20 protein-coding genes and 2 pseudogenes are annotated in these 24,064 nt (G+C 73.0%); 11 read left to right on the top strand and 11 right to left on the bottom strand.

Annotated features, from left to right (window positions below):
- Positions 1–5 precede the first annotated feature (5 nt).
- Positions 6–872, bottom strand: a complete 867-nt coding sequence (locus IE242_RS10355; RefSeq protein WP_229858710.1) for a CDP-alcohol phosphatidyltransferase family protein — start codon at positions 870–872, stop codon at positions 6–8.
- A 118-nt stretch (positions 873–990) separates the two neighbouring features.
- Here IE242_RS10355 and IE242_RS10350 point away from each other — a divergent pair, with 118 nt between their 5' ends.
- From IE242_RS10350 to IE242_RS37590, 6 genes and pseudogenes are all read left to right on the top strand, one after another.
- Positions 991–1,968: a zinc-dependent alcohol dehydrogenase gene (locus tag IE242_RS10350; protein ID WP_189857681.1), complete on the top strand. Its 978-nt coding sequence runs from the start codon at positions 991–993 to the stop codon at positions 1,966–1,968.
- A gap of 154 nt (positions 1,969–2,122) precedes the next feature.
- Positions 2,123–2,521 carry a 6-pyruvoyl trahydropterin synthase family protein gene (locus tag IE242_RS10345; protein WP_189857679.1) on the top strand — a complete coding sequence of 133 codons (399 nt, stop codon included), beginning with the start codon at positions 2,123–2,125 and terminating at the stop codon, positions 2,519–2,521.
- 38 nt (positions 2,522–2,559) lie between these two features.
- Positions 2,560–3,684 carry a glycosyltransferase family 4 protein gene (locus IE242_RS10340; protein ID WP_189857677.1) on the top strand — a complete coding sequence of 375 codons (1,125 nt, stop codon included), beginning with the start codon at positions 2,560–2,562 and terminating at the stop codon, positions 3,682–3,684.
- A 36-nt stretch (positions 3,685–3,720) separates the two neighbouring features.
- Positions 3,721–3,876 (top strand): hypothetical protein, encoded by a 156-nt coding sequence (locus tag IE242_RS10335; protein ID WP_189857675.1) that lies wholly within the window; start codon positions 3,721–3,723, stop codon positions 3,874–3,876.
- Positions 3,845–4,801, top strand: coding sequence for a methyltransferase domain-containing protein (locus IE242_RS10330; protein ID WP_189857673.1), 957 nt, complete (start codon positions 3,845–3,847; stop codon positions 4,799–4,801). The genes IE242_RS10335 and IE242_RS10330 overlap by 32 nt, the downstream gene beginning before the upstream one ends.
- Positions 4,720–5,664: pseudogene (locus IE242_RS37590) on the top strand (lysylphosphatidylglycerol synthase transmembrane domain-containing protein); the annotation flags it as partial. The gene IE242_RS10330 and the pseudogene IE242_RS37590, both read left to right, overlap by 82 nt.
- Before the next feature lie 116 nt (positions 5,665–5,780).
- On the opposite strand, the gene IE242_RS10325 reads toward IE242_RS37590, so the two are convergent.
- Positions 5,781–6,581 (bottom strand): creatininase family protein, encoded by an 801-nt coding sequence (locus IE242_RS10325; protein WP_189857671.1) that lies wholly within the window; start codon positions 6,579–6,581, stop codon positions 5,781–5,783.
- A gap of 50 nt (positions 6,582–6,631) precedes the next feature.
- Here IE242_RS10325 and ribA point away from each other — a divergent pair, with 50 nt between their 5' ends.
- Positions 6,632–7,297 carry a GTP cyclohydrolase II gene (gene ribA / locus IE242_RS10320; protein WP_189857669.1) on the top strand — a complete coding sequence of 222 codons (666 nt, stop codon included), beginning with the start codon at positions 6,632–6,634 and terminating at the stop codon, positions 7,295–7,297.
- Here the strand turns inward: ribA and IE242_RS10315 are convergent.
- Genes IE242_RS10315 through IE242_RS10305 form a run of 3 tightly spaced genes read right to left on the bottom strand, consistent with a single transcriptional unit; the run spans position 7,284 to position 10,677 of the window.
- Positions 7,284–8,546, bottom strand: a complete 1,263-nt coding sequence (locus IE242_RS10315; protein ID WP_189857667.1) for a serine hydrolase domain-containing protein — start codon at positions 8,544–8,546, stop codon at positions 7,284–7,286. The genes ribA and IE242_RS10315 overlap by 14 nt on opposite strands.
- A gap of 50 nt (positions 8,547–8,596) precedes the next feature.
- Complete coding sequence (locus IE242_RS10310; RefSeq protein ID WP_189857665.1) at positions 8,597–10,105, bottom strand: MFS transporter; 1,509 nt, start codon at positions 10,103–10,105, stop codon at positions 8,597–8,599.
- Positions 10,102–10,677, bottom strand: coding sequence for a TetR/AcrR family transcriptional regulator (locus IE242_RS10305; RefSeq protein ID WP_189857663.1), 576 nt, complete (start codon positions 10,675–10,677; stop codon positions 10,102–10,104). Before IE242_RS10305 ends, IE242_RS10310 begins: the two co-directional genes overlap by 4 nt.
- A 103-nt stretch (positions 10,678–10,780) precedes the next feature.
- On the opposite strand from IE242_RS10305, the gene IE242_RS10300 reads away from it, so the two are divergent.
- On the top strand, positions 10,781–11,215 hold the full coding sequence (locus IE242_RS10300) for a PPOX class F420-dependent oxidoreductase (protein ID WP_189857661.1): 435 nt from the start codon (positions 10,781–10,783) through the stop codon (positions 11,213–11,215).
- 91 nt (positions 11,216–11,306) lie between these two features.
- Here IE242_RS10300 and IE242_RS10295 read toward each other — a convergent pair whose 3' ends face one another.
- Both IE242_RS10295 and IE242_RS10290 read right to left on the bottom strand, forming a co-directional pair.
- Positions 11,307–12,680 carry an MFS transporter gene (locus tag IE242_RS10295; RefSeq protein ID WP_189857659.1) on the bottom strand — a complete coding sequence of 458 codons (1,374 nt, stop codon included), beginning with the start codon at positions 12,678–12,680 and terminating at the stop codon, positions 11,307–11,309.
- A 211-nt stretch (positions 12,681–12,891) separates the two neighbouring features.
- Complete coding sequence (locus IE242_RS10290; RefSeq protein WP_189857657.1) at positions 12,892–13,557, bottom strand: TetR/AcrR family transcriptional regulator; 666 nt, start codon at positions 13,555–13,557, stop codon at positions 12,892–12,894.
- A 160-nt stretch (positions 13,558–13,717) separates the two neighbouring features.
- Between IE242_RS10290 and IE242_RS10285 the strand changes: the two genes are divergently transcribed.
- On the top strand, positions 13,718–14,602 hold the full coding sequence (locus IE242_RS10285) for a shikimate dehydrogenase (RefSeq protein ID WP_229858706.1): 885 nt from the start codon (positions 13,718–13,720) through the stop codon (positions 14,600–14,602).
- A gap of 71 nt (positions 14,603–14,673) precedes the next feature.
- The gene (locus IE242_RS10280; protein WP_189857655.1) at positions 14,674–16,479 is read left to right on the top strand and encodes a bifunctional sugar phosphate isomerase/epimerase/4-hydroxyphenylpyruvate dioxygenase family protein; all 1,806 of its coding nucleotides are present in this window, start codon (positions 14,674–14,676) and stop codon (positions 16,477–16,479) included.
- Positions 16,480–16,503: 24 nt separating this feature from the next.
- Here IE242_RS10280 and IE242_RS10275 read toward each other — a convergent pair whose 3' ends face one another.
- The 3 genes from IE242_RS10275 to IE242_RS10265 are packed head-to-tail and all read right to left on the bottom strand — an operon-like array spanning position 16,504 to position 22,307.
- Positions 16,504–17,967, bottom strand: coding sequence for a membrane-associated oxidoreductase (locus IE242_RS10275; RefSeq protein ID WP_189857653.1), 1,464 nt, complete (start codon positions 17,965–17,967; stop codon positions 16,504–16,506).
- 46 nt (positions 17,968–18,013) lie between these two features.
- Positions 18,014–19,444, bottom strand: coding sequence for a hypothetical protein (locus IE242_RS10270; protein ID WP_189857651.1), 1,431 nt, complete (start codon positions 19,442–19,444; stop codon positions 18,014–18,016).
- On the bottom strand, positions 19,431–22,307 hold the full coding sequence (locus IE242_RS10265) for a peroxidase family protein (protein ID WP_189857649.1): 2,877 nt from the start codon (positions 22,305–22,307) through the stop codon (positions 19,431–19,433). The genes IE242_RS10270 and IE242_RS10265 overlap by 14 nt, the downstream gene beginning before the upstream one ends.
- Before the next feature lie 299 nt (positions 22,308–22,606).
- On the opposite strand from IE242_RS10265, the gene IE242_RS10260 reads away from it, so the two are divergent.
- On the top strand, positions 22,607–23,905 hold the full coding sequence (locus IE242_RS10260) for a lipase family protein (RefSeq protein WP_189857647.1): 1,299 nt from the start codon (positions 22,607–22,609) through the stop codon (positions 23,903–23,905).
- Between the two features lie 79 nt (positions 23,906–23,984).
- Here the strand turns inward: IE242_RS10260 and IE242_RS37585 are convergent.
- Positions 23,985–24,064 (bottom strand): annotated as a pseudogene (locus IE242_RS37585) (6-phosphogluconate dehydrogenase); the annotation flags it as partial.

Genomic DNA, 24,064 nt, shown 5'->3' with positions numbered 1-24,064 from the left:
CAGCCTCACACCGCGAGTTCCGCCTCCCGCCGAGGCACGGTGCCCGCGGCGCCGGGCACCGTCGGACCACCCTTGAGCCCGGCCGGGACGAGGGCGCAGCGCTCACCGACCGGCTGGGCGAGTGCGGTCCGTGTCCCCGCACGCTCCTCCCGCGTCCGCCACAGCCACGCCACGTCCCGCCCGAACGACCACACCAGCGATCCCAGCGCCACCGTGACCAGAGCGAGTGTCACGGCGTACGGCAGCCATCCCGAGGCCGCCGCCAGCAGCACCACCCCCTGGACCGCCGCCACCGTCTTGCGCGCCATGCTGTGCGGCAGCGAACCGTTCAGCCACGGCAGCACCCGGGCGGCGGCCACGAAGACGTACCGCATCAGGCCGATCGCGAGCACCCACGGGCCGAGCGACATCGACACGTACACGCTCAGCACCAGGATCAGGAACGCGTCGACCTCCATGTCGAAGCGCGCCCCGAGCGGTGTCGTCGTGCCGGTGCGGCGGGCCACCTTGCCGTCCACCCCGTCGAGGATCAGCGCCACCGCCGTCAGGCCGACGAACAGCGTCACCGGCGGTGAGCTGCGGAAGGAGTCGGCGACCAGGGCGGTGACACCGCCGACCAGGACCGCCCGGCCCAGCGTCACACGGTTGGCCGGGCCGAAGGAGGGGGGCCGGGTACGGCGCAGCGCCCGGGTGAGGACCGCCCAGGTGCCGAGCGCGAACGCCGAGCCCGTCAGCCAGCCCGCCGGGCCCAGCCCGATCGCGGTTCCCAGCAGCGCCAGCAGCAGGAGCTGGGCACCCGCGCCCACCGTCGTCTCCCGGAGCAACAGCCGTGCGTCGTAGGGGTGGTTCAGGGCAGAGTTGTGCAGGGCCACCGGATACCTTCCGAACGTGAGACAGGAGTGATCTTCGCCGCGTACCGAGTGCGCGACTGAGCGCGCGACGTCCACCGCTGCGTACGTGGAGAAGCACCCGACCGTTCAGGGAGAGCCCATGAACCACACCGCCCGCGCCTTCTGGCTCCGCACGCCCGGGGAGGGCGAGATCAGGGAGGCGGCGGTGACCGCGCCCGGCGCCGGAGAGGTACTCGTACGGGCCCTGTACTCCGGCGTCAGCCGCGGTACCGAGACGCTCGTGTTCCGCGGCGGGGTGCCCGGGAGCCAGTACGGGGCCATGCGCGCGCCGTACCAGGAGGGGGACTTCCCCGGGCCCGTGAAGTACGGCTACCTCAGTGTCGGGCGGGTGGAGGAGGGGCCGGCCGAGCTGGCCGGGCGGACCGTCTTCTGTCTCTATCCGCACCAGACGCGGTACGTCGTGCCCGCGAGCGCCGTCACCGTCGTACCGGACGGCGTGCCCGCCGGGCGCGCCGTGCTCGCCGGGACCGTGGAGACCGCGGTGAACGCGCTGTGGGACGCGGCACCCCTGGTCGGCGACCGGATCGCCGTGGTCGGCGGCGGCATGGTCGGGTGCTCGGTCGCGGCTCTCCTCGGCCGGTTCCCCGGGGTACGCGTCCAGCTCGTCGACGCGGATCCCGCGCGTGCCGCCGTCGCCCGCGCCCTCGGTGTCGGCTTCGCGCTGCCCGCCGACGCACTGGGGGAGTGCGATCTCGTCGTCCATGCCAGCGCCACCGAGCAGGGGCTCGCCCGGTCGCTCGAACTCCTCGCGCGCGAAGGGACGGTGATCGAGCTGAGCTGGTACGGCGACCGGCGGGTGAGCCTGCCGCTGGGCGAGGCGTTCCACTCGCGGCGGCTCACCGTGCGCAGCAGCCAGGTGGGCACCGTGTCGCCGGCGGGGCGCCCCGGCCGTACCTACGCCGACCGGCTCGCGCTCGCCCTCGACCTGCTCGCCGACCCCGCCTTCGACGCGCTCGTCACGGGCGAGTGCGCCTTCGAGGAGCTGCCCGACGTCATGCCGCGGCTCGTGTCCGGGGAGCTGTCGGGTCTGTGCCATCGGGTGCGGTACGAGGACTGACGGCCCCTGGACGATCAGCCGACCGGCTGACCGGCGCCGACCGGCCGACCACCGGAGAAACCCCGAGGACGGGCTGAACAACGGGTAGGGAGCAGCCGTACTACACGGCATGCCCCGGCCCGGGGCAGACGCACCGCATCTGGAGGGTCGTCCGTTGTTCAGCATCACCGTCCGCGATCACTTGATGATCGCCCACAGCTTCCGCGGCGAGGTCTTCGGCCCCGCGCAGCGCCTGCACGGGGCCACGTATCTCGTGGACGCCACCTTCCGCCGCGCCGAGCTGGACGACGACAACATCGTCGTCGACATCGGACTCGCCACGCGGGAACTCGGCGCCGTGGTCGGCGAGTTGAACTACCGGAACCTCGATGACGAGAGCGAGTTCCGGGGCACGAACACCTCTACGGAGTTCCTGGCCAAGGTGATCGCCGACCGGCTCGCCGAGCGGGTCCACAAGGGCGCGCTGGGCGAGGGCTCCAAGGGCCTCGCCGGTCTCACCGTCACCCTCCACGAGTCGCACATCGCCTGGGCGAGTTACGAGCGTGGCCTGTGAGGGTCGGTGAAGCCTCCCGGACCGCCGAGATCGTTCCCATGTCCCCGAACGCCGGCATCGTCCCCATGTCCCTGCGCTCCCTGCACTTCGTGATGCCGGGCGGTGTCGACGACCCGGCCCGCCCGAGCGGCGGCAACGCCTACGACCGCCGGATCTGCCTGGACCTGCCCGGCTTCGGCTGGCAGGTGCGGCGGCACACCGTCGACGGCGACTGGCCCCGGCCCGCCGCGGCCGCCCGCGCCGAACTCGCCCGCGTGCTGCGGGAACTGCCGGACGGGGCCGTGGTCCTGCTCGACGGGCTCGTCGCGTGCGGCGTTCCCGAGATCGTCGTCCCGGAGGCCGGGCGGCTCTCCCTCGCCGTACTGGTGCACCTGCCGCTCGGCGACGAGACCGGTCTCGCCCCCGGGGTGGCCGCCGGACTCGACGCCGCGGAGCGGACGGTGCTGCGCGCCGTGCCCGCCGTGATCGCGACCAGCGACTGGGCCGTACGGCGCCTCGTGTCCCACCACGGGCTCGCCCCCGAACGGGTCCACGTCGCCGCGCCGGGCGCCGACATCGCGCCCCTCGCCTCCGGCACCGACGGCGTCTCCCGGCTGCTGTGCGTGGCCGCGGTGACCCCGCGCAAGGGCCAGCACCGGCTGGTGAAGGCACTTGCCGCCGTCGCCGATCTGCCGTGGAGCTGCGCGCTGGTGGGCGGGCTCGGCCAGGACCCCGCGTACGTGGAGCACATCCGCTCCCTGATCGCGGAGTTCCGCCTGGAGGACCGGTTGCACCTGGCCGGCCCGCGGACCGGTGCCGACCTCGACGCCAGCTACGCCGCCGCCGACCTCATGGTCCTCACCTCCTACGCGGAGACGTACGGGATGGCGGTCACCGAGGCTCTCGCCCGCGGCATCCCCGTCCTCGCCACCGATGTCGGCGGGCTCCCCGAGGCCGTGGGGCGCGCACCGGACGGCGGGGTGCCCGGCATCCTCGTACCGCCGGAGGACCCCGCGGCGATCGCGGCGGAGCTGCGCGGCTGGTTCGGCGAGGCCGACGTGCGGCGCCGGCTCAAGGCCGCGGCCCGCGGCCGCCGGGCCGCGCTCGACGGCTGGGCGGCCACCGCCCGGAGTCTGGCCGGGGTGCTGGGGCGGCTGCGGCATGAACCACAGAAGGCGGCGTGAGGGGATGGGGATGCTCATGCGCATGCGAAGGCGGATGTGGATGGCTACGACGACCGCTACGACAACAGCTACGGCTACGACAACAGCTACGGCTACGACAACAGCTACGGCTACGACAACAGCTACGGCTACGGCTACGGCAACGGCTACGACGACATCCGTGACGGGCCCGAGCGCCGCCGGTCGCGGTGAGAGCACGGCGCCCCCGACAGCCGCACCCTCGACAGCCGCACCCTCGACAGCCGCGCCCTCGACAGCCGCACCCGCGGCGGACGCCGCCGAGGCACACCGCTACGCCCCCCAGTGGCTGGAGTTGCGCGAGAGCGCCGACGCCGACGCCCGTGCCGCCGACCTGCTCGACCCGTTGCGCATCCGGCTCGCGAACCTGCCGGGCAGGGCCGCCGGGGGCCTGGTCGTGCACGACCTGGGCTGCGGCACGGGGTCGATGGGCCGCTGGCTCGCGCCCCGTCTCGACGGCACCCAGCACTGGGTGCTGCACGACCACGACCCGGACCTGCTGCGGCTGGCCGCCGCCCGCGCGCCCCGCGCCGCGGCCGACGGCAGTCCCGTCACGGTCACCGCGCGGCGCGGCGAGATCGGCCGGCTGACCGCGGTGGAGCTGGCGGGCGCGGCGCTGGTCACCGCCTCCGCGCTGCTCGACGTGCTCACGCGCGAGGAGATCGACGCGCTCGCCGCCGCCTGTACGGGCGCCGGCTGCCCCGCCCTGCTCACCCTGTCCGTCGCCGGACGGGTGGAGCTGACCCCGTCGCATCCCCTGGACGCCGAGGTCGCCGACGCCTTCAACGCCCATCAGCGCCGGGGGAACCTGCTCGGTCCCGACGCGATCGACGTGACCTGCGACGCCTTCTCCCAGCGGGACGCGACCGTACGGCTGCATCCGAGCCCGTGGCGCCTCGGCCCCGGGCAGGCCGCCCTCACGGAGGAGTGGCTCCGCGGATGGGTGGGCGCGGCGTGCGAGCAGCGTCCGGATCTCGCGGAACGCGCGGAGGTGTACATGAGGGAGCGGCTGGCGGCGTGCAGGGCGGGGGAGTTGCGGGTGACGGTCCACCACACCGACCTCCTCGCGCTGCCCCGGCCCACGGGCGGAACCCCGTGAGCGCTCACGCCACGGCACCGCCCCGCACCCGTACCCTGCGCCCCCACCTCGGCAGTCTCGCCGGCGCCGCCATCCTGGGTGTGCTGCTGTGGCGGCTCGGTACGGGGGTGTTCCTCGACGGACTGCGGCGGATCGACGCCGGGACGCTGGTGGCGGCGGTCCTCGTCGGGGTGTTCACCACGGTGCTCAGCGCCTGGCGCTGGTGCCTGGTGGCGCGCGGACTGGGGCTCCGGCTGCCCCTGGTCCCGGCCGTCGCGGACTACTACCGGGCCCTGTTCCTCAACGCGGCCCTGCCCGGCGGCGTCCTCGGCGACGTGCACCGCGCGGTACGGCACGGGCGGAGCGCCGGAGCCCTGGGGCGCGGGGTACGGGCCGTCGTACTGGAGCGGACCGCGGGACAGGCCGTGCTCGCCGTGGCCGGAGTAACGGTCCTCCTGACCCTGCCGTCCCCGGTGCTGACCTCGGCCCGCCACACGGCCGCCGTGCTGGGACTCGGCACACTGGGCGGGCTCGCGATCGTGGCGGCGGTGCGCATGGGCCGGACGCCGGGCCGGACCCGGCGGGGCGGTGCGCTGCGCGCGTCCCTCGCCGCGTCCCTCGCCGAGGCCCGTGGCGCGCTCCTCGCCCGTGCGAGCTGGCCGGGCGTCCTGCTGTCGTCCGTGCTGGTCCTGGCCGGGCACGTCGCGCTGTTCCTGCTCGCCGCCCGGGCCGCCGGACCGGCCGCCTCGGGCGCGTCGGTGGCCGAACTGGTGCCGCTCGCCCTGCTGGCGCTGCTCGCGATGAGCCTGCCGCTGAACGTGGGCGGCTGGGGGCCCCGGGAGGGCGTCACGGCCTGGTCGTTCGGCGCGGCGGGCCTCGGCGCCGCCCAGGGGCTGACCGTCGCCGTGGTGTACGGCGTGCTCAGCTTCGTGGCCGCCCTGCCCGGGATCTGCGTGCTCGTGGTGCGCTGGTACGGCGCCCTGCGGACACGCCGGCGGGGTCAGGACGACGCGGATGACGCAACGGGACCCTCACCCGAGGTCACGGTGGCCTCCGAAGACACCGAGGCCACCGAGTTCCCGGAGGTCACCACGGACAGGTACGCGCCGAAGGCCTCCACCAGCCCCGCCAGCAGCTTCTCGCCCTTTTCGGCGGACGCGAGCGAAGGACGGCCGATGACACCGGAATCGGTGTAGGCCGACATACCGAGGGAGAGGAGATGACGGCGGTCGTCGGCAAGGAAATCAGTGGATTCATGACCGGGCCGTACCGATTCGGGATGGCAGTGCAGAAGTATGGAGGTCTCTATTTCCCCGGCGTGCATGTCACTGAGCAGCGAGGTCTCCACGCCCGCCCGTTCCCTCGCGGCCTCCCAGTCCTCGGCCGAGGGGAAAAGCGCCATGCGATGTCCTTCGGCGGTGGATTCCTGCACCACATTGCCCAGCACGTAATTGCCGCCGTGCCCGTTGACCACCACCAGCGCCTCGACGCCGGACCGGCGCAGCGAGGCCGCTATGTCCCGGACGACCGCGTGCAGGGTCATGGCGGAGATGCTGACCGTGCCCGGCCAGGCCGCGTGCTCGTGCGAACAGGAGACGGTCACCGGCGGCAGCAGCCGCACCGCCGGATACGCCGCGGCGATCTCCCGTGCGATGGCGCAGGCGACGAGCGTGTCGGTGGCGAGCGGCAGACACGGGCCGTGCTGCTCGAAGCTGCCGACGGGCAGGACGGCCACCAGCGGGCCCGCGCCGGCCGCCTGTGCCCGTACGTCCTCGGTGGTGTCCGCAGGTATCACGTGCATGTTCTCCGGCCTTTCGCGCTCACCAAGACAGCCAGGATAGGAACCAGATCATGACAGAAACCGTTGGCGTGCTCCGCGCGCATGCGCAGTCCTCCGGTGCCGTACGCGTGGTGAATGCCCCTCTGCCCACCGTGTACGGCGATTTCGAGGCCGTCGGCTACCTGGATCAGGACCGCGGTGAGGAACAAGTGGCGCTGGTGTACGGCGACATCGACGCCGTCGGCGGGGAGGACATACTCACCCGGCTGCATTCCGAGTGCCTGACCGGGGACGCGTTCGGGTCCCGGCACTGCGAGTGCGGCCCCCAACTGGCCGACGCGCTCGAGTCGATCGTGGCCGAGGGGCGTGGCGTCCTCGTGTATCTGCGGGGGCACGAGGGCCGCGGGATCGGGCTGCTCGCCAAGTTGCGGGCGATGAAGCTCCAGTCGGAGGGCCTCGACACGGTGGAGGCGAACCTCGCGCTCGGCCTGCCGGTGGACGCCCGTGACTACCGTGTCGCGGCGGAGATGCTGCACGACCTCGGCGTCCGCTCGGTGCGGCTGATGTCCAACAACCCGCGCAAGCGGGAGGCGCTGCTGCGGCACGGCATCAAGGTCTCCGAGCAGGTACCCCTGCTGATCCCGCCGTGCGCGGACAACATCACCTACCTGCGCACCAAACGCGAGCGCCTCGACCACTGCCTTCCCCACTTGGACGCGGTGGTCAGCTCTCCCTGACCGCCTCGTGCACCAGCCTCCGCAGCTCGGGGAAGACGGCGTTGGAGGACGTCGGCCGCACCTGCGTCATGAACTGGACCGTCAGGTCGTGGCGCGGGTCGACCCAGAAGGTCGTGGTGGCGACGCCGCTCCAGCCGTACGTCCCCGCGGTGGACGGCGTGTCCGTGATGCGGGGGTCGGTCACGACCGAGACGCCGAGGCCGAAGCCGACGCCCGCGTTGCCGGGGAAGCGGTGGGCGGGGCTGCCGTAGGTGCGCAGGTCGGCGTTGCCGGGGAGGTGGTTGGCGGTCATGGTGGCGAGGGACTCGCGGGAGAGCAGCCGGGTGCCGTCGAGTTCGCCGCCGCGGCGCAGGAACTCCATAAAGCGGTGGTAGTCGTGGGCCGTCGCCACCAGCCCGCCGCTGCCGGACAGCAGGCGCGGGCGGCCGTGCAGCGGCAGTCCGGGGATCGGGGTGATCCCGCTGCCGTCCTCCGTCTCCTCGTACAACTCGGCCAGGCGGCCCGCCTGTTCGCCGGTGACGTGGAAACCCGCGTCCGACATGCCCAGCGGGCGGAAGACCCGTTCCGTGAGGAACTCGTCGAGCGGCCGCCCGGAGGCGATCTCGATCACCCGGCCCAGGACATTGGAGGCCACGGAGTAGTTCCATTGCGTGCCCGGCTCGAACTGGAGTGGCAGGCGCGCGTACGCCTCGCACGTCGTGGCCAGGTCCGTACCCGGCAGGACCGAGCTCTCCAGGCCGGCACCGCGGTAGAGGGCGTCCACCGGATGGGAGTGGTAGAAGCCGAAGGTCAGCCCCGCGGTGTGGGTCATCAGGTGGTGGACGAGGACGGGCTGCTCGGCGGGGCGGGTACGGATGTCCGAGCCACCCGAGGCACCCGAGGCACCCGAGGCACCCGACCCGGACTCGTACACCCGCATCTCGCCGAAGGAGGGGATGTACCGCGACACCGGGTCCGAGAGGGCGAGACGGCCCTCCTCCACCAGCATCAACGCGGCCACCGACGTGACCGGCTTCGTCATCGAGTAGATCCGCCACACCGTGTCCGTCTCCACCGGGAGCCCGGCCTCGCGGTCGCGGTGGCCGTAGGCCGTCAGGTGGGCGACGCGGCCGGCCCGGGTCACGCCGACGAGGTAGCCGGGCAGGCGTCCCTCGTCCACCAGACGGGCGAAGTGCTGGTCCAGCCGGGCCAGGGCCTTCGGGTCGAGGCCGGCCTCGGCCGGCTCGATCTCCTGCCGCAGTCGTTCCATGGTTCCGGTTCTCCCGTTCCCGTGAGGTGTCGGATCTCGGCTCACGAACGTCACTCCCCCTCGATGTCCCCCGCGCAACGCGCCCCAGTCCCCGGCGAGCGGCCGTCCGCCCCCGGCAGCCGGACGCAGAAGAGGCCGCCCAGTGCCGCGGCGCACGCCAGTACGGTCAGCGCGGGGGCCGTCCCGGTGCCGTCCGACAGGGTCAGCACGGTCGTGGCCGCCGCGGTGCCCAGCGCCGGCCCGACGTTCAGCGCGGTCTGCTGCAGCCCGCCCGTCACCCCGGCCGACGCAACCGGGGCCTGCCGTACGAGGACGGCGGTAGCCGTGACCATCACCGCGCCGAACCCCGCGCCGAGGAGCAGGAAACCGCCGCTGATCACGGCGGTCGCCGTGCCCCCGTCCACCCGGGACAGCACCAGCACGCCCAGCGTGAGCAGCCCCGTACCGAGGAACGTGGTCTCCCGGGCGCCCCGTCGGCGCATCAGCACGGCGGAGGCGGGCGCGCCCAGCACCATGGCCACGGCCCCCGGCAGCGCGGTCAGGCTGGTCCGCAGCGGATCCAGGCCGAGGACGTCCTGCAGCACATGGCTGCCGACGAACATCGTGCCGAGCATCGCCGCCGACGCGGTCACCAGCAGTCCGAGCGCCGCGCGCACGGCCACCGGGCCGAACACGTCCGGCGGCAGCAGCGGATCGGCGGTGCGCCGCTCATGGCGTACGAACGCGCCCGCCGCGGCCGCTGCCGCGAGCAGTCCGGCCATCCCGTCGAGGGTCCAGCCCCGCTCGGGGACGCCGACGAGCGTGTGCACCAGACAGATCAGGGCTGTCGCGAGCAGCAGGGCACCGGGAAGATCGAGGCGGGCGACGGCGGAAGTCCGCTGCCCGGCCGGGACATACGGATGCGGCACATCCGGGTCCGGGACATCCGGGTCCGGAACATCCGGGGCCGGGGCACGGACCAGCAGGGCGAGTACGCCGAGCACGAGTGCCGGTACGACATTGAGGAGGAACACAGACCGCCAGCCGAAGTGGATCACAAGCACACCGCCCACCAGGGGTCCGGCCGCGACCGCGAGCCCGATCGCGCTCGTGCGCAACGCCACCGGCATGCCGAGCCGGTCCGGTGGGAACGCGGCGCGCAGCATGCCGAGGGTCGCCGGCTGCAACAGCGCGCCGAACACCCCTTGCACGACCCGCAGTCCGATCACCCAGCCCACGCCGGGGGCCGCCCAGAGTCCCGCCGAGGCCGCCCCGAAGCCCAGCATGCCGAGCGCGAACATCCGCTGGTGGCCGTACCGGTCGCCCAGCCGCCCGGCGAAGACCAGCAGACTCGCCACCGCGATGAGGTAGCCGGTGCCGGTCCACTGCACCTGGGCGAAGGAGGCGTGCAGATCGTGCCGGAGCGCCGGCTGCGCGATGGTGAGCACGGTTCCGTCCAGGGCGACGAGGACGGCGCCGAGCACGCTGCTCGTGAGGGTGAGGCGGCGGTGGGCCGCCGACGTCGCGGCCGGTGCCGGTGCCGGTGCCGATGCCGGATTCCGTACGGTCCCGCCCGTCACCGTTCCGTCCCGAGGTGCGCGTCCAGCGCGGTGCGCAGCAGGGGTTCGACGTCGTCGGCGCCCGTCGTGAGCTGGAGGCTGCCCCAGGTCCACAGCTGGGCGATGCCGTGGAGCTGGGCGAGGAGCGAGCCGGCGAGGAGGCGGGCGTCGGCGTCGGGGCGGACCCGGCCGACCAGGTCCGTCAGCAGCGCGAAGACCGGAAGGCTCGTCTCCCGCAGGCCCAGGCTGTCGCTGCGCAGCAGATCGTGACGGAACATCAGCTCGTGCATGCCGCGGTGCGTGAGCGCGAAGTCCAGGTACACGCGCGCCAGCGTCGCCAGCCGGTCGCGCGGGCTCGCCGTGTCGTCCCCTAGGGCCGCGGCGCCCAGGGCGGCGAGGTCCTCGAAACCCCGGCGTGCGATGGCGGACAGCAGTTCCAGATGGGTCGGGAAGTGGCGGCGCGGAGCCCCGTGCGAGACGCCCGCGCGTCGGGCGATCTCGCGCAGGGAGAGCGCCTGTACGCCCTCGGCGGTCACCAGATCGACACCGACGTCGATGAGACGGGCCCGCAGCCCGCCGTCGTGTTCGCTCATGGGCGTTGTCTACCAGGGTGAGTAGACAGTGTCTACTCACCCTGGTGGCGGAGGTGGGACGGTGTGTGGAATGCGCAGCCGGGCCGGGGTCGTTGGGCACGGCATGACCCAGGACACGCAGCACGCACTGCTCGCCCTGCTCTCCGAGTACGACGGCGGAGTGCTGGTGACGCTCAAGGCCGACGGCCGGCCCCAGCTCTCCAACGTCAACCACGCGTACTACCCCGGCGAGCGCGTCGTGCGCGTCTCCGTCACGGACGCGCGTGCCAAGACCCGCAACATGCGCCGGGATCCGCGCGTGTCGTACCACGTGACCAGCGCCGACCGCTGGGCCTACACCGTCGTCGAGGGCACGGCCGACCTGACGCCGGTGGCCGCCGACCCGCACGACGACACGGTCGAGGAACTGGTCCGGCTCTACCGCGACGTCCAGGGGGAGCACCCCGACTGGGACGACTTCCGCGCGGCCATGGTGCGCGACCGGCGGCTCGTGCTGCGGATCAGGGTGGAGCGTGCGTACGGGGTTCCCAGGGACTGAGCTCGCACACCGGCTCCCCGGGCGGCCGTGGTCGCCCGGGGAGCCGGTGGCAGGGGGAGCCGGTGGCAGGGGGAGTCGGCGGCGGGCCGGATCAGGCCGCGACGCTCTCCCGCCGCGCGGTCTCACGCGGTGCCCGCTCGCCGAGCAGCGCCGTCGGCACCTTGTGCGTCTCCCGGGCGGTGAGCGCCGCGAGCACCGGCGGCACGCACAGCGCGGCCGTGAACAGGGCGACGGCGAACCAGTCGTCGCCGTCCGGGCCGGCGAACTGCGCGGCGAAGGTGACGGCGAACCCGGAGACGGCGAAGCCGATCTGCGTGCCCACGGCCATGCCCGACAGCCGGACCTTGGTGGAGAACATCTCGCCGTAGAAGGAGGGCCAGATGCCGTTCGCGGCGGAGTAGACGACACCGAAGGCGAGGATGCCGAGGAGCAGGACCAGCGGGTACGAACCCGAGGAGATCGCCCAGAGGTAGCCGGACATCAGCACCGCGCTGCCGGCCGAGCCGATCAGGAAGACCGGGCGGCGGCCGATCCGGTCGGACAGGACGGCCCACAGGGGGATGGCGGCCAGCGCCACGAGGTTGGCGAGCGCGCCCACCCACAGCATCGACGAGCGGGACATGCCGACCGAGTCGCTCGTCGCGTACGCCAGCGCCCACACCGTGAAGATCGTGGAGACCGAGGCGACCAGCGCGCCCGCGATCACCCGCAGCACGTCCGCCCAGTGCTCGCGCGCCAGTACGGCCAGCGGCATCTTGGCGACGCCCTCGCCGGTGGCGGCCTGCTGGGTGAAGGCCGGCGTCTCGTCCAGGGTGCGGCGGACGACGTAGCCGGCGACGGCGACGGCGACGCTCAGCCAGAACGGCACCCGCCAGCCCCACGACATCAGGTGTTCCTCGGGCAGCGCGGCGATGGGGATGAAGACGAGGGTGGCCAGCAGCTGCCCGGCCTGCGTGCCGTTCAGGGTGAAGCTCGTGTAGTAGCCCCGGCGGTGCTCCGGCGCGTGTTCCAGCGTCATGGAGTTGGCGCTCGCCTGCTCGCCCGCCGCCGAGATGCCCTGCAGCACCCGGCAGAGCACGAGGAGGACGGGGGCGAGCGTGCCGATCTGGTCGCGCGTGGGCAGACAGCCGATGAGGAACGTCGACACGCCCATCAGGAGCAGCGTGAAGACCATGATCTTCTTGCGGCCGAGGCGGTCCCCGATGTGCCCGAGGAACAGCGCGCCGATGGGCCGGGCCGCGTACGCGACACCGAACGAGGCGAGCGACAGCAGGGTCGCCGTCGCCGGATCGGACTCGTCGAAGAAGATCTCGGGGAAGATCAGCGCGGCGGCGCTGCCGTAGATGAAGAAGTCGTAGTACTCCAGGGCGCTGCCGACCCAGGCGGCCAGTGCGGCTTTCTTGTGCTGGCCGGGCTGGCCGGGCTGGCCGGGAGACGCGTCGGCGGATGCGGCGGGGACAGACACGGCGTGCTCCTTCGGGGGACTCCACCGCAGGCGGAGTGGAGTGAGCTGAGGGAAGAGAGCCGGATCCCTGGGGGTGACGGGGCGGCCGGACCGGGTGCACGGGTGCGACCCGGTTAATTAACCCACTGGATAGTTAGTAGCGGATGGCCAGTGATGTTGCGCCCGCGTTTCCCGCCTGTCAAGGGGTCGTGTCGGTCCTGCTCGGTCCTGCTCAGTCCCGCGTACGGTCCGCCGTCAGATAGGCGATCACCATGTCGCCGAGCATGGTGCGGTAGTGCTCCCGCTGGTCGGCGGCGACCAGGTCACGTCCGAACAGGGCGCCGAACGTGTGCCGGTTGGACACCCGGAAGAAGCAGAACGAGCTGATCATCGCGTGCAGGTCCACGGCGTCCACGTCGGCCGTGAACAACCCCGACTCCCGGCCCGCCGCCAGGATGCGGCGGATCACCTCCAGGGCGGGCGAGCCGATCTCCGCCAGCTCCTCGGAGGCCGCGATGTGCTCCGCCTCGTGCATGTTCTCGACGCTCACCAGGCGGATGAAGTCCGGGTGCGCCTCGTGGTGGTCGAAGGTCAGCTCGGCGAGCCGGCGGATGGCCGCGACCGGGTCGAGGTGCTCGACGTCCAGCTCCTGCTCGGCCTGCCGGATCACGGAGTAGGCGCGCTCCAGGACGGCCGTGAACAGCTGTTCCTTGCCGCCGAAGTAGTAGTAGATCATCCGCTTCGTGGTGCGGGTGCGGGCCGCGATCTCGTCGACGCGCGCCCCGGCGTACCCGGCGCGGGCGAACTCCTTGGTCGCCACGTCGAGGATCTCGGCCCTGGTGCGGGCCGCGTCCCGCTGACGCCCGCCGGAACGGGCCGGCTCTTCGACAGTGGTCATCGCCATCCTCCTGACGTGCGTTGCCCGCGATTGTAGAAGCAGGGGCCTGCGGGGCTTCCCAGCGGGCGGAGGGGCTGGTATCACTAACGAACCAGTTCGTACATTAATCATAGGTCAGTTGTAGGTCAGCCGTTCGTCGGTCGTTCGCAGGAGGCGTGCCGTGCCCGTGTCCCCGTCCCAGGACTCGTATCTCGTCGGTCTCATCGGATCCGGCATCGGCCCCTCGCTCAGCCCCGCGCTGCACGAGGCGGAGGCCGGCCGGCAGGGCCTGCGGTGTCTGTACCGGCTGATCGACATCGACGCCCTGGGCGTCGGCCCGGAGGCGGTCGGTGATCTGCTGCGCGCCGCCCGGGACCTGGGTTTCGACGGACTGAACATCACGCATCCCTGCAAGCAGCTCGTGATCGAGCACCTCGACGGGCTCGCCCCGCAGGCCGAGGCGCTCGGCGCGGTCAACACCGTCGTCTTCGAGGACGGGCGGGCCATCGGCCACAACACGGACGTCACCGGCTTCGCGGCGTCCTTCGCGCGCGGCCTGCCCGACGCGCCCATGGAGCGCGTGGTGCAGCTGGGCGCAGGGGGAGCGGGCGCGGCCGTCGCCCACGCCACGCTCACCCTCGGCGCCGGGCACGTCACCGTCGTCGACGCCCTGCCCGACCGGGCCGCCGACCTCGCGGCCGCCCTCAACCAGCACTTCGGCGCCGGGCGCGCGGCCGACGCCGCCCTCGACGCGCTGCCCCGGCTGCTGACCGGCGCCGACGGCATCGTGCACGCCACCCCGACCGGCATGGCGGCCCACCCCGGCCTGCCGTTCCCGGCCGGGCTGCTGCGGCCGGACCTGTGGGTCGCCGAAGTCGTCTACCGGCCGCTGGAGACCGAGCTGCTCCGCACCGCGCGCGCCCTGGGCTGCGCCACCCTCGACGGCGGCGGCATGGCGGTCTTCCAGGCCGTGGACGCGTTCCGGCTGTTCACCGGCCGGGAACCCGACAGCGCGCGGATGCTCGCCCACTTCGCCGAACTGGCGGGCGCGCCCGCCCGCCGCTGAAGGGCACCGCGAACGGAACAGGAGACCCGGAGACCCGGAAACCCGGAAACCAGGAGACCAGGAGAACCGTCGTGCGTACGTCCATCGCCACCGTCTCGCTCGGTGGATCCCTGACCGAGAAGCTCACGGCAGCCGCCCGCGCGGGCTTCGACGGCGTGGAGATCTTCGAGAACGACCTGCTCGCCAGCCCGCTCACCCCCGAGGAGATCCGCACCCGCTGCGCGGACCTCGGCCTCACCATCGACCTCTACCAGCCGATGCGCGACATCGAGGCCGTGCCCGAGGAGGTGTTCGCGGGCAATCTGCGGCGCGCCCGCCACAAGTTCGAGCTGATGCGCCGCCTCGGCACCGACACCGTCCTCGTCTGCTCCAGCGTGTCCCCGCTCGCCGTGGACGACGACGCCCTCGCCACCGGCCAGCTCCGCAGGCTCGCCGACCTGGCCCAGGAGTTCGGCATCCGCGTCGCCTACGAGGCGCTCGCCTGGGGACGGCACGTCAACACGTACGACCACGCCTGGCGCATCGTCGAGGCGGCCGGCCACCCCGCGCTCGGCACCTGCCTGGACAGCTTCCACATCCTGGCCCGCGGCAGCGACCCGAAGGGCATCGAGGACATCCCCGGCGAGAAGATCTTCTTCCTCCAGCTCGCGGACGCCCCGCTGATGGCCATGGACGTGCTCCAGTGGAGCCGCCACTACCGCTGCTTCCCCGGACAGGGCGGCCTCGACGTCACCGGCCTGCTCCGGCACGTCGTCGCGGCCGGGTATCAAGGGCCGCTCTCCCTCGAAGTCTTCAACGACGTCTTCCGGCAGGCCGACGCGGGCCCCACCGCCGTCGACGCCCACCGCTCCCTGCTCGTCCTCCAGGAGGCGGCCGGGCTGGCCGAGCCTCCCGCACCCGTCGTCCCCACGGGCGTCGCCTTCGTCGAGCTCGTCACCCCCGACGCCGAACCGCCGGCGGCCCTCCTCGGCGCCCTCGGCTTCGCCCGTACGGCACGGCACCGCAGCAAACCCGTGGACCTGTGGGAACGGGGCGAGGCCCGCGTCCTCGTCAACACCGGCCCAGGGGCCCGGCGCGAAGGCACCTGCCTCGCCGCCGTCGGCCTGGAGTCACCCGACCCCACGGGTGCCGCCCGCCGGGCCGAGGCCCTCCTCGCGCCCGTACTGCCGCGCCGCCGCGCTCCCGAGGACGCGCCGCTCGACGCCGTAGCGGCCCCGGACGGCACGGAACTCTTCTTCGTCGCGACGGATCACCAGGCACTCCCCAACTGGCGAGCCGACTTCGAGGACCTGCCGCCGGGACGGACCACCCCCCGTGCCGCCGACACCGTCACCCGCATCGACCACCTCGCCCTCACCCAGCCCTGGCACGAGTTCGACGAGGCGGTCCTCTTCCACCGCAGTGTGCTCGGGCTGCACGCGCAGGACAGCGTCGACGTCGCCGACCCGTACGGCCTGCACCGCAGCCGCGCGGTCACCAACGCCGACGGCAGCGTCCGCATCGCCCTCGGTGTCGGGCCCGCCCCCACCGACGACACCGCCCGTGCCCAGCACATCGCGCTCGCCACGGACGACGTGGTCGCCGCGGCCCGCGCCTTCCGCGCGGCGGGCGGCCGGCTGCTGGCGGTGCCCGCGAACTACCACGACGACCTGGCCGCCCGGTACGGGTTCGGCGACGGCGAGCTGGAGACGTACCGCGACCTCGGCATCCTCTACGACCGCGACGAACAGGGCGGCGAGTTCCGCCACTGCTACACGGAGACCGTCGGCCGGGTCTTCTTCGAACTCGTCCAGCGGGACGCGGGCTACCGCGGCTACGGAGCCGCGAACGCACCGGTGCGCATGGCCGCCCAGCACATCGGGCGGACCGTGCGGTGAAGGCGGCTACGGGACCTGCGGAACCTACTGACGGCTGACCGTCCGTGTCACACCGGCGATGATCGCCGTGGCGAGGATCCAGCCGGCGACGACGAGCCCGTACGCCAGCCCCTGGTGCCAGCCGTCCGGCGCGTAGGCGCGCTCCTGGCCGAAGTCGATGACCGGCAGGAGCAGGTCCAGGGTGTAGAAGACGGGGTTGAAGTCGGGGGCCTCGTCGGCCTTGAGGGGGGCCGGGTGGTCCAGGCCGTACGCCACCGAGCCGACCGCCAGCAGGGACAGCAGCCAGACGGCCGCGCGCAGCGGACGGAACCCGTAGCCGACGGTCACGTCCTGCACCCGGCCCCACAGCCGCCCGTACCAGGGGAGCGTGGCGCGTCTGCGGCGCTGCTTGGCGAGCTGGACGAGACGGGCCGCGTCGTCGTCGCCGATCCTGCGGTACGCGGCCGTCAACTGCTCGTAGACGTACGGCTGGTAGACGCCGCCGTTCCGTTCCAGCATCGGCAGCCGGCGCCCGGCGGGCTCGTGCGGGATGAGGGCGGTGTAGGACAGGTCGCTGAGCTGCACCTCGTCCGGGAGCACCTCCGGTTCCAGGAGCAGTGTGTCGATCCGGGCGCGGCGGAGGTTGAGGGCGCCGTCGACGCGGTCGCCGCGCAGCAGCCAGAGCTCGCCGATGACGGAGCTGCTGGCCCGCAGCGCCGTGTCACCGGGGTTCGACAGCCGGGCGCCCATCAGGTCGAGCCGGCCCGTGATGCGTGAGCCGCGGAGCTCGAGCCGGCCCAGCGCGCACAGCTCCCGTGCCAGGACGTCGGAGTCCACCGTGAGGTTCGGTGCGTCGAGCGCCGGGCCGGCGGGGCCGGTGAGCTCGGCGCCCCGGACGTCGACCATCCCGGCGACGGACGCCCCGGTGAGCCGTACCGTCCCGTGCGCCCGCATACCCGGCGCCCACAGGTCGCCCCCGATCTCGGCCTGGTTGAGCCGGAGCACGGGCTCGGCGGGGTTCTCGGTGGTGAACTCGGCGCCGTCCAGGAACAGGGCCCGGGCGATCCGCACCCCGCCCAGCCCCACCGGACCCCGCACCCGGCAGTCCGTCATCCGCAGCACCCCGTCGATCTGGAGGGCTCCCGCGTCCATGCCGGGCAGTGCCGAGCCGCGCAGGTTGAGCCGGCGGAGCTGGGCGCCGTACAGCCGGGGCGGCTCCTCGAAGTGACAGTGGCTCAGCCGGACGGCGGCGTCGACGGTGGCGCTGTTCAGGTCGAGGAGGCCGGTGATCCGCGCCCCCGTGAGCTTGAGCGCCGCGATCTCGCGCTCCTCCTCCGGTCCGCCGAGCAGCAACGCCCGCAGCACGGCCGCCCGTACGGTCCGCTCCGGCCCCCAGCCGCCACCGGACGCGGCGTCCTCGTCGTCGGCCGTGCGGAAGTCCACGGACGCGCCTCGCGGGAAGGCCTCCCACACACGCCGCTCGGCCGGGGTCAGATCGTTGATCATCATCACTCGGGACTCTGACCGCCACCGCGCACCGCTGTCAACAGCCGTGTCAGCGGGCGCCGTTCATTCCGCGCCCCGCCCCGTGCCACACCTCGTCGTGCGCGCGGTGCGCGTCGGTCAGCCCGTCCGTGAAGTACCGCTCGTAGTACTCCGTCTCGACGTGATGGACCTGGAGCCACACGCCCGGCACATGGACGGCGTCCGTGTGCGCGGGGAAGCGGCGGTGCGTGCGCAGCACATACGCGCAGACGTCCCGCGCGCACTCGACCACCCGGTCGTCGTACTCGCTCGCCTCCGCCAGGAAGCGCTGCCCGTAGTCCCGCCGGTGGATGCGGGCGAAGACGTCCTGGTCGGCGTAACAGCCGCCGGGACCGAACTTCCGGCGGACGACCGCGTCCACGGCGTCCGACATCGACGCGTACGCGGGCGGGCACGCGGCCTCGATCAGCGGCTCGCCCTCCGGTGAGCGCAGTCCGACCGGGTGCGAGCGCAGCCTCGCGTACCACGGCAGCGGTACGTGCCAGCGCCACACGTCGGCGGGCCGCCAGCGCGGGGTGACATAGGTGAAGCCGAGCATCCTTCCGTAGGTCCTCGCGAACGCCGGGTGGCCGAGCGCGATCCCGGGGTGGAGCGAGGAGTGGAGGAAGGCGCCGAGGCCCATCGCCTCCGCCGCCAGCACCAGGTTCTGCAGCAGCAGGTCCGCCTCGATCTGGGTGCGGAGGGGGCCGAGCGCGCCGAGCGGCAGCCTGATGTCCTCGTTGAGGAAGCCGTTGCGCACCCACTTCTCCACCCCGGCCGGGCGGTGCAGGTTCCGGTCGTCCACGAGCACCGGCCGGGCCCCGTCGGGCTGGGTGAGCAGGTACATGAGCGCGTTGACGTACTGGTGGGACACGTCGACGACGGGGAACAGCAGGGTCGTGCCCGGGAGGTTGGACAGGAACCGGTTCGAGTCCAGGTACGCCGGGAAGTTCCGCTTGTCCCCGGGGACGTCCAGACGGTGGTCCAGGATCCGCACCTTCGTCGCGCGCGCCCGGGCGGTCAGCGTGTCCGCGTCGAACGGCTCGTGCGGCTCCGGCGGGGCGGGTGGATGGCGCAGGAAGTACGTGCCCGTGTCGTTGATCAGGAAGAAGTGGGTGGCCTGCGCGTTGTCCGGGCTGCCGGCGCTCCGGCCCGCCATGGTCGCCAGATTGGGCTTGGCCATGACGGGCGTGCCGTCCCGCGGGTCCTCGAAGGGCCGGTCGGGCATCGTGAAGCCGGTGGGCCCCGTCAGCGCGATCAGGACCGCCTCCTCCAGCTCCGTCAGCGGTGCCGGGGCGTGGGCGGAGGCGTGGCTCATCGAACCGGCGGCCACGGAGACACCCCGGGCGACCCGGTGGGTACGGCGCCGCCACAGGGTCCGCAGCAGCGGCTGCCGCAGCAGGTCGGCCAGCCCCGGGTGGACCGGTCCGCCGGTCGCCCGCCGACGGTCAGCCCTGCTCATGCGGGCCTCCGTCGCTCGCCTGACGGACCGTCCGCCAGGGCGCGAACGCGTTCCCGTTCCGCGGCAGCAGCGCGGCGAGCTCCGGGCAGTGGCGCAGGATCACGGAGTTGATGCCGCCCCGCTCCACCCAGTCGAGACCGAGCGGGGTGTAGACCTCGGGCCGGTAGTCGACGGTCAGGAAGCGATCGCTCTGCAGCCGCCTGCTGGCCATCAGGATGAAGACGCGGAACGCCGTGTCGCTGAAGCCGAAGCCCGTGGGCGGGTTCTCCGCGTACAGGCCCACCATGGTGTCGACCTCGTCGACCGAGCGGTAGACCTCCTTCAGCCGCGCCACGGTCTCCGGATACGGCGACAGCTCCTCGAAGGACGTGATGCGCCGCAGGCCGAGGCCCGCCCGGAAGTCGTCGTAGCGCGGCACACCGCGCCGGCGGGTGCGGACCAGGTCGACGACCGACAGGTCGATGATCTCGCCGTCCCGCTCGAAGTACTCCAGTGAGCGCGGGTAGTTGTGCAGGGTGATCGCGCCGGGATGCGCGATGCCGAAGGAGTACAGCGTGTTCGCGAGGCCCGTCTTACGGATCTGTGTCTCGGCCTGGGCGCCCTGGAGGTCGAGGAAGCCCACCGTCTCCAGCCGCTGCCCGAAGTGGTGCTCGAACAGCTCGAAGTCGTCCGGGAGCAGCGGGTGCATCCGGTAGACGGCGATGTAGTCCTCGGTCAGCGAGTACGGCACCCCGTGGTGGTTCGGCAGCGTCCGCGGGAAGCCGGTCAGCGCGTGTGCGTCGAACAGCCACAGCCCCAGCTGGGTCAGCCAGTTCCTGGGCGGGCCCTGCCAGTTGTTCCGCAGCGCGAGCCGGATGGCCTCGGTGGAGAGGATCGCCGGGGTCCACTCCAGCGTGTGGATCTTCGCGATCAGCGCGGACACCACCAGCCGCGCCGTGTGGAAGATCCGTTCCTCGCCCATCGCCGGGTACTCGGCGCGCAGCGCCTCGCACACGGCGTTGTGCTCGCGGGCGAACAGGGTGTGCATCGCGCTGAGCCCCATCCACCAGCTGTCGGTGAACCCCGTGTGCGGGATGCCGCTCGGCCCGCTCGGCAGATGCCCGTCCTCCAGCCGGAGCCCCGCGCCGCCGTCCGGCTCGCGCAGGAACCGCGCGGTGGCCTCGTCCGTGCCGTACACCTCGGAGCCGTCCCACCAGTGCGACACCTTGTTGCGGAAGAGGAGGGGAGGCCCGCCGCCGGGCTGTTCGACGGCCTCGTTCTCCGCGAACCGCATGACGTTCTCGACGGGCCCGCCCGGCGTGTTGTGCCAGGGGTCCGAGCCGGGCGGCAGCGGCACCTCCACGCTGCGGTCGCCCGGCTTGTGGCGGGGGTGGTCGACCCAGTCGTGCACCTGGAACTGGATCCACGCGGCGGCGAGGACGTTGAGCGAGGTGGCGGGCAGGAACGTCTCGCGGCGCAGCAGCCGGCGGCTGACCGTGACCGGGTTCGGCACGTCGAAGAGGTCGGGCCGGTACACGGGCCGCAGATTGCGCCCGAAGAGGGTGCCGGCCGATCCCATCCGCGGCTCGGACAGATCGTTGTACGACCCGTCGTACGACCGCTCCGTGCGCAGCGGCTCCGGCACGGGCTCCGGCACGCGCTGAGCCGTGGGCGGTGCCTCGTGCGGCTCGACGTCGATCAGGTTCCGCCGGCGCAGCGCCTTCCGCAGCAGCACCAGGTTCAGCAGGCTCAGCCGCGGCGGCAGCCGGTGCCAGGGCACCCACCGGTTGAGCCATGCGAACACGGCGCCCGCGGCGGGCGCGAGCAGCCGGTTGCGCAGCGGCTCCTCGGTGAGGAAGCGCGTCCCGAGCCGGTGCGCGCTGCCCGCCCGGTACGCGGCCTGCCGCGCCCGGTTGAGGTTGCCGAGCGGACGGAACTCCTCGGTGGTGTACCAGGGGTTGAAGGAGAGCTCCTCCACGCGCCGGGCGGCGGCCCGGGCCTCCGCGCTGTCGAGGTCGTGGGCGGGCAGGGTGAGCCGGGCGACCGGCAGCGCGGGCGCGACGGCGTCCCTCCACTCCACCGAGGCGTCCTCGACGGGGGTGCGCAGCTCGTCCACGTACCGCTGGACGCACAGCTCGAAGGCGACGTCCGCCCCCGCGAGCCGCTGGGCGAACTCGCGGTGCAGGAAGTCGGGGTCCCCGCGGTCGGGCACGGGCGCGGGCGGAGTGCCGGGCGCCGGGCGCAGCAGGTAGCGCACGGGGCCCGCGTCGCCCCACAGCAGGGCGCCGCGGCTCCAGTAGGTCTCCGTCGCGAGGGAACCGACGACCCGCCGGGTCGCGGCCGTGACGTTCTCGCGCATCCGTTTCGCGGTGCCCAGCCCCACCGCCAGCGGCAGCTTCACGAACAGCCCGAACGCCTTCCGCAGGGGGCCGCGGGCGCCCGCCGTCGCCTTGGCGAACGCCACGAACTCGCGTGCGTCACGGGCGTGCGAGACGGGATGGCTGCTCGCCAGCAGATCGTGGCTCTCGTTCTGGGACACCCGTACCCGTACGGCGATCCCGCGCAGATCGGGGGCGCCGTCCCGCTGCCGGACACCGCTCGCGTTGGACAGCCGTACGACCGCCGGGTACTCGGCGCCGGGCTGCGCGAAGCCGGCGCGCAGGGCCGCCGGCAGGTCGTCGTGGAACCGCAGCCGGGCGTTCTCCACGCCCACCGGCGCCTTGGCGTGGAGGGCGCGGGCGAGCCCGCCGTTCCCGGCACGCCGGTTCCTGAGCTGGATCCGCATCATGTCCCGCGCCAGCCGCTCGAACACGAGCCGCTCCGCCTCGGGACTGCCGCCTTCGTACCGTTCGTGACTCTGCTGGTGCCGCCCGGTGTCGGCCATCGTCGTTTCCTCCGTAGGTACGGACGTGAACGGCGCGGGGCCAGCACGCTACCGGCGGTCACGGACGGCCACAGCGGAGCTTCCCGCCATGTGCGCCGCACCGCACCACCGTGCAGCCAGTGGTACGGGTGCACCTCGCGGGCGGAACCGGCGCGGATGCGCGCCGGGCGCGTGTTCCGCTTCCCCAGCGGCCCCACGAGGTGGACGGGGGATTGGCCGGGGAACGACTGCCGATCGAAGCCGCCCCGGTGATGTGCTCGGGCTCCCGTTTGCTGCCACGACCCCGCAGGGAGGCGACCATGGGGGACGAACAGAGTGCGACGGGTCCGAGCTACGCCGAGATGCGGCCGCTCAAGTCCAAGACCGACACGGAGCCCGGCCTCACCGGCTTCCCGGTCTACCCCGACCTGGCGGAACGGCTCCTGGAGGACAAGGGGCAGCCCGACCCCGACGGAGTGATCCCGCACGTGATGGCGACCTGCTCGGCGTACGCGTACGCCGGGCACGGCAGGCGGACCGACCCCGACACCATGACCATGATCATGACGCGGCTCGGTCTGGAGCGCAGCGAGTGCTGGACGGTGGAGCAGCGCGTGGACGCCATGTACATCGCGTCCGGCGCGTACCTCGTCCAGGACCGGGACCGCCGGATCGTGATCCTCTGCTACCGGGGCACCCAGCCCGAGGACATCATCAGCATCCTCACGGACGCCGACGTACGCCCCGAGACGCTGTCCGTGGAACTGGACGGCAAGCGGTACGAGGTCCACGCGGGCTTCTACCGCAACGTGCGCGCGACCCGCCATCAGGTCGTCGAGGCGCTGGACCGGGCGCTGCGCGGGGAGTCCGTCGTCCCCGGTGTGTCCGGCACCCGCGGCGAGGGCATGCGGGCGCTCTACATCACCGGGCACAGCCACGGCGGCGCGATGGCGGCGCTGCTGGCGGTGATGCTCACGCACGAGCCCCGCTACCGGCGCATCGCCGAGAAGCTCAAGGGCGTCTACACCTTCGGGCAGCCCATGATCGGCGGACCGGACTTCGCGCGGGCCTGCGAGGAGACGGTCGGCCCGTCCGGCACCCCCGTGCTGCGCGAGCGCATGATCCGCTACATCTTCGACCGTGACCTCGTGCCGGCGCTGCCGCCGCGGCCGGTCGGCCCGTACGCCCCGTTCGGCCGGGAGTTCCACTACCGCAGGCCGCGCAACCTGGTGGACACGCTGCTGATGTCCGCGCTGGACTCGGTGCAGGAGGCGCTGACCGTGCCGGGCGACACCGCGCGCGCGATGCTGACGCGCCCGCTGGCGGGCTGGGGCGAGGCGACGGTCCGGATGACGGACGCGGCCCGCCGGATCCTGGATCCGCTGGTGCGCGCGCGTGCCTCCGGGTGGACCGAGAACACCGAGCCGGGGATGAGCTATCCGCAGATGGACAGCCTCACGGGCCTCGCCGTCGTCGCGCCGCTGGCGTTCTTCGCGACGCGCCTCGCCCTGACCCGCACGATCCCGTTCCGGTACTCCTTCGACGACCACGGCCCGAGCCACTACGTCAACGCGCTGGCCCCGGCCGGAGTGCTGAGCGAGTTCGGCGACGTGCTGTAGGAGACGCACCCGTCCGGTACGGGACCGCCCCGCCCGCCTGGAGCAGGCGGGCGGGGCGGGAACGGCGTACGGAGCGGGGCTACTTGCCCGCCGCCTCGACCGCGTGGCCGCCGAACTGGTTGCGCAGCGCGGCGATCATCTTCATCTGCGGGGAGTCGT

Origin of the sequence: Streptomyces poonensis (assembly GCF_014650915.1) — a bacterium.
Lineage (GTDB): Bacteria > Actinomycetota > Actinomycetes > Streptomycetales > Streptomycetaceae > Streptomyces > Streptomyces poonensis.
Note: the sequence above shows the minus strand (reverse complement) of the source record. Positions and strands in the feature narration are given on the sequence as shown.

Excerpts from the sequence above, each read along its gene's own strand:
- IE242_RS10270 (WP_189857651.1), bottom strand. The coding sequence starts at position 19,444 with ATGAGCAGGGCTGACCGTCGGCGGGCGACCGGCGGACCGGTCCACCCG.
- IE242_RS10260 (WP_189857647.1), top strand. The coding sequence starts at position 22,607 with ATGGGGGACGAACAGAGTGCGACGGGTCCGAGCTACGCCGAGATGCGG.
- IE242_RS10275 (WP_189857653.1), bottom strand. The coding sequence starts at position 17,967 with ATGATGATCAACGATCTGACCCCGGCCGAGCGGCGTGTGTGGGAGGCC.
- IE242_RS10265 (WP_189857649.1), bottom strand. The coding sequence starts at position 22,307 with ATGGCCGACACCGGGCGGCACCAGCAGAGTCACGAACGGTACGAAGGC.
- ribA (WP_189857669.1), top strand. The coding sequence starts at position 6,632 with ATGACAGAAACCGTTGGCGTGCTCCGCGCGCATGCGCAGTCCTCCGGT.
- IE242_RS10300 (WP_189857661.1), top strand. The coding sequence starts at position 10,781 with ATGACCCAGGACACGCAGCACGCACTGCTCGCCCTGCTCTCCGAGTAC.
- IE242_RS10315 (WP_189857667.1), bottom strand. The coding sequence starts at position 8,546 with ATGGAACGACTGCGGCAGGAGATCGAGCCGGCCGAGGCCGGCCTCGAC.
- IE242_RS10340 (WP_189857677.1), top strand. The coding sequence starts at position 2,560 with ATGTCCCCGAACGCCGGCATCGTCCCCATGTCCCTGCGCTCCCTGCAC.
- IE242_RS10305 (WP_189857663.1), bottom strand. The coding sequence starts at position 10,677 with ATGAGCGAACACGACGGCGGGCTGCGGGCCCGTCTCATCGACGTCGGT.
- IE242_RS10350 (WP_189857681.1), top strand. The coding sequence starts at position 991 with ATGAACCACACCGCCCGCGCCTTCTGGCTCCGCACGCCCGGGGAGGGC.
- IE242_RS10325 (WP_189857671.1), bottom strand. The coding sequence starts at position 6,581 with ATGCACGTGATACCTGCGGACACCACCGAGGACGTACGGGCACAGGCG.
- IE242_RS10290 (WP_189857657.1), bottom strand. The coding sequence starts at position 13,557 with ATGACCACTGTCGAAGAGCCGGCCCGTTCCGGCGGGCGTCAGCGGGAC.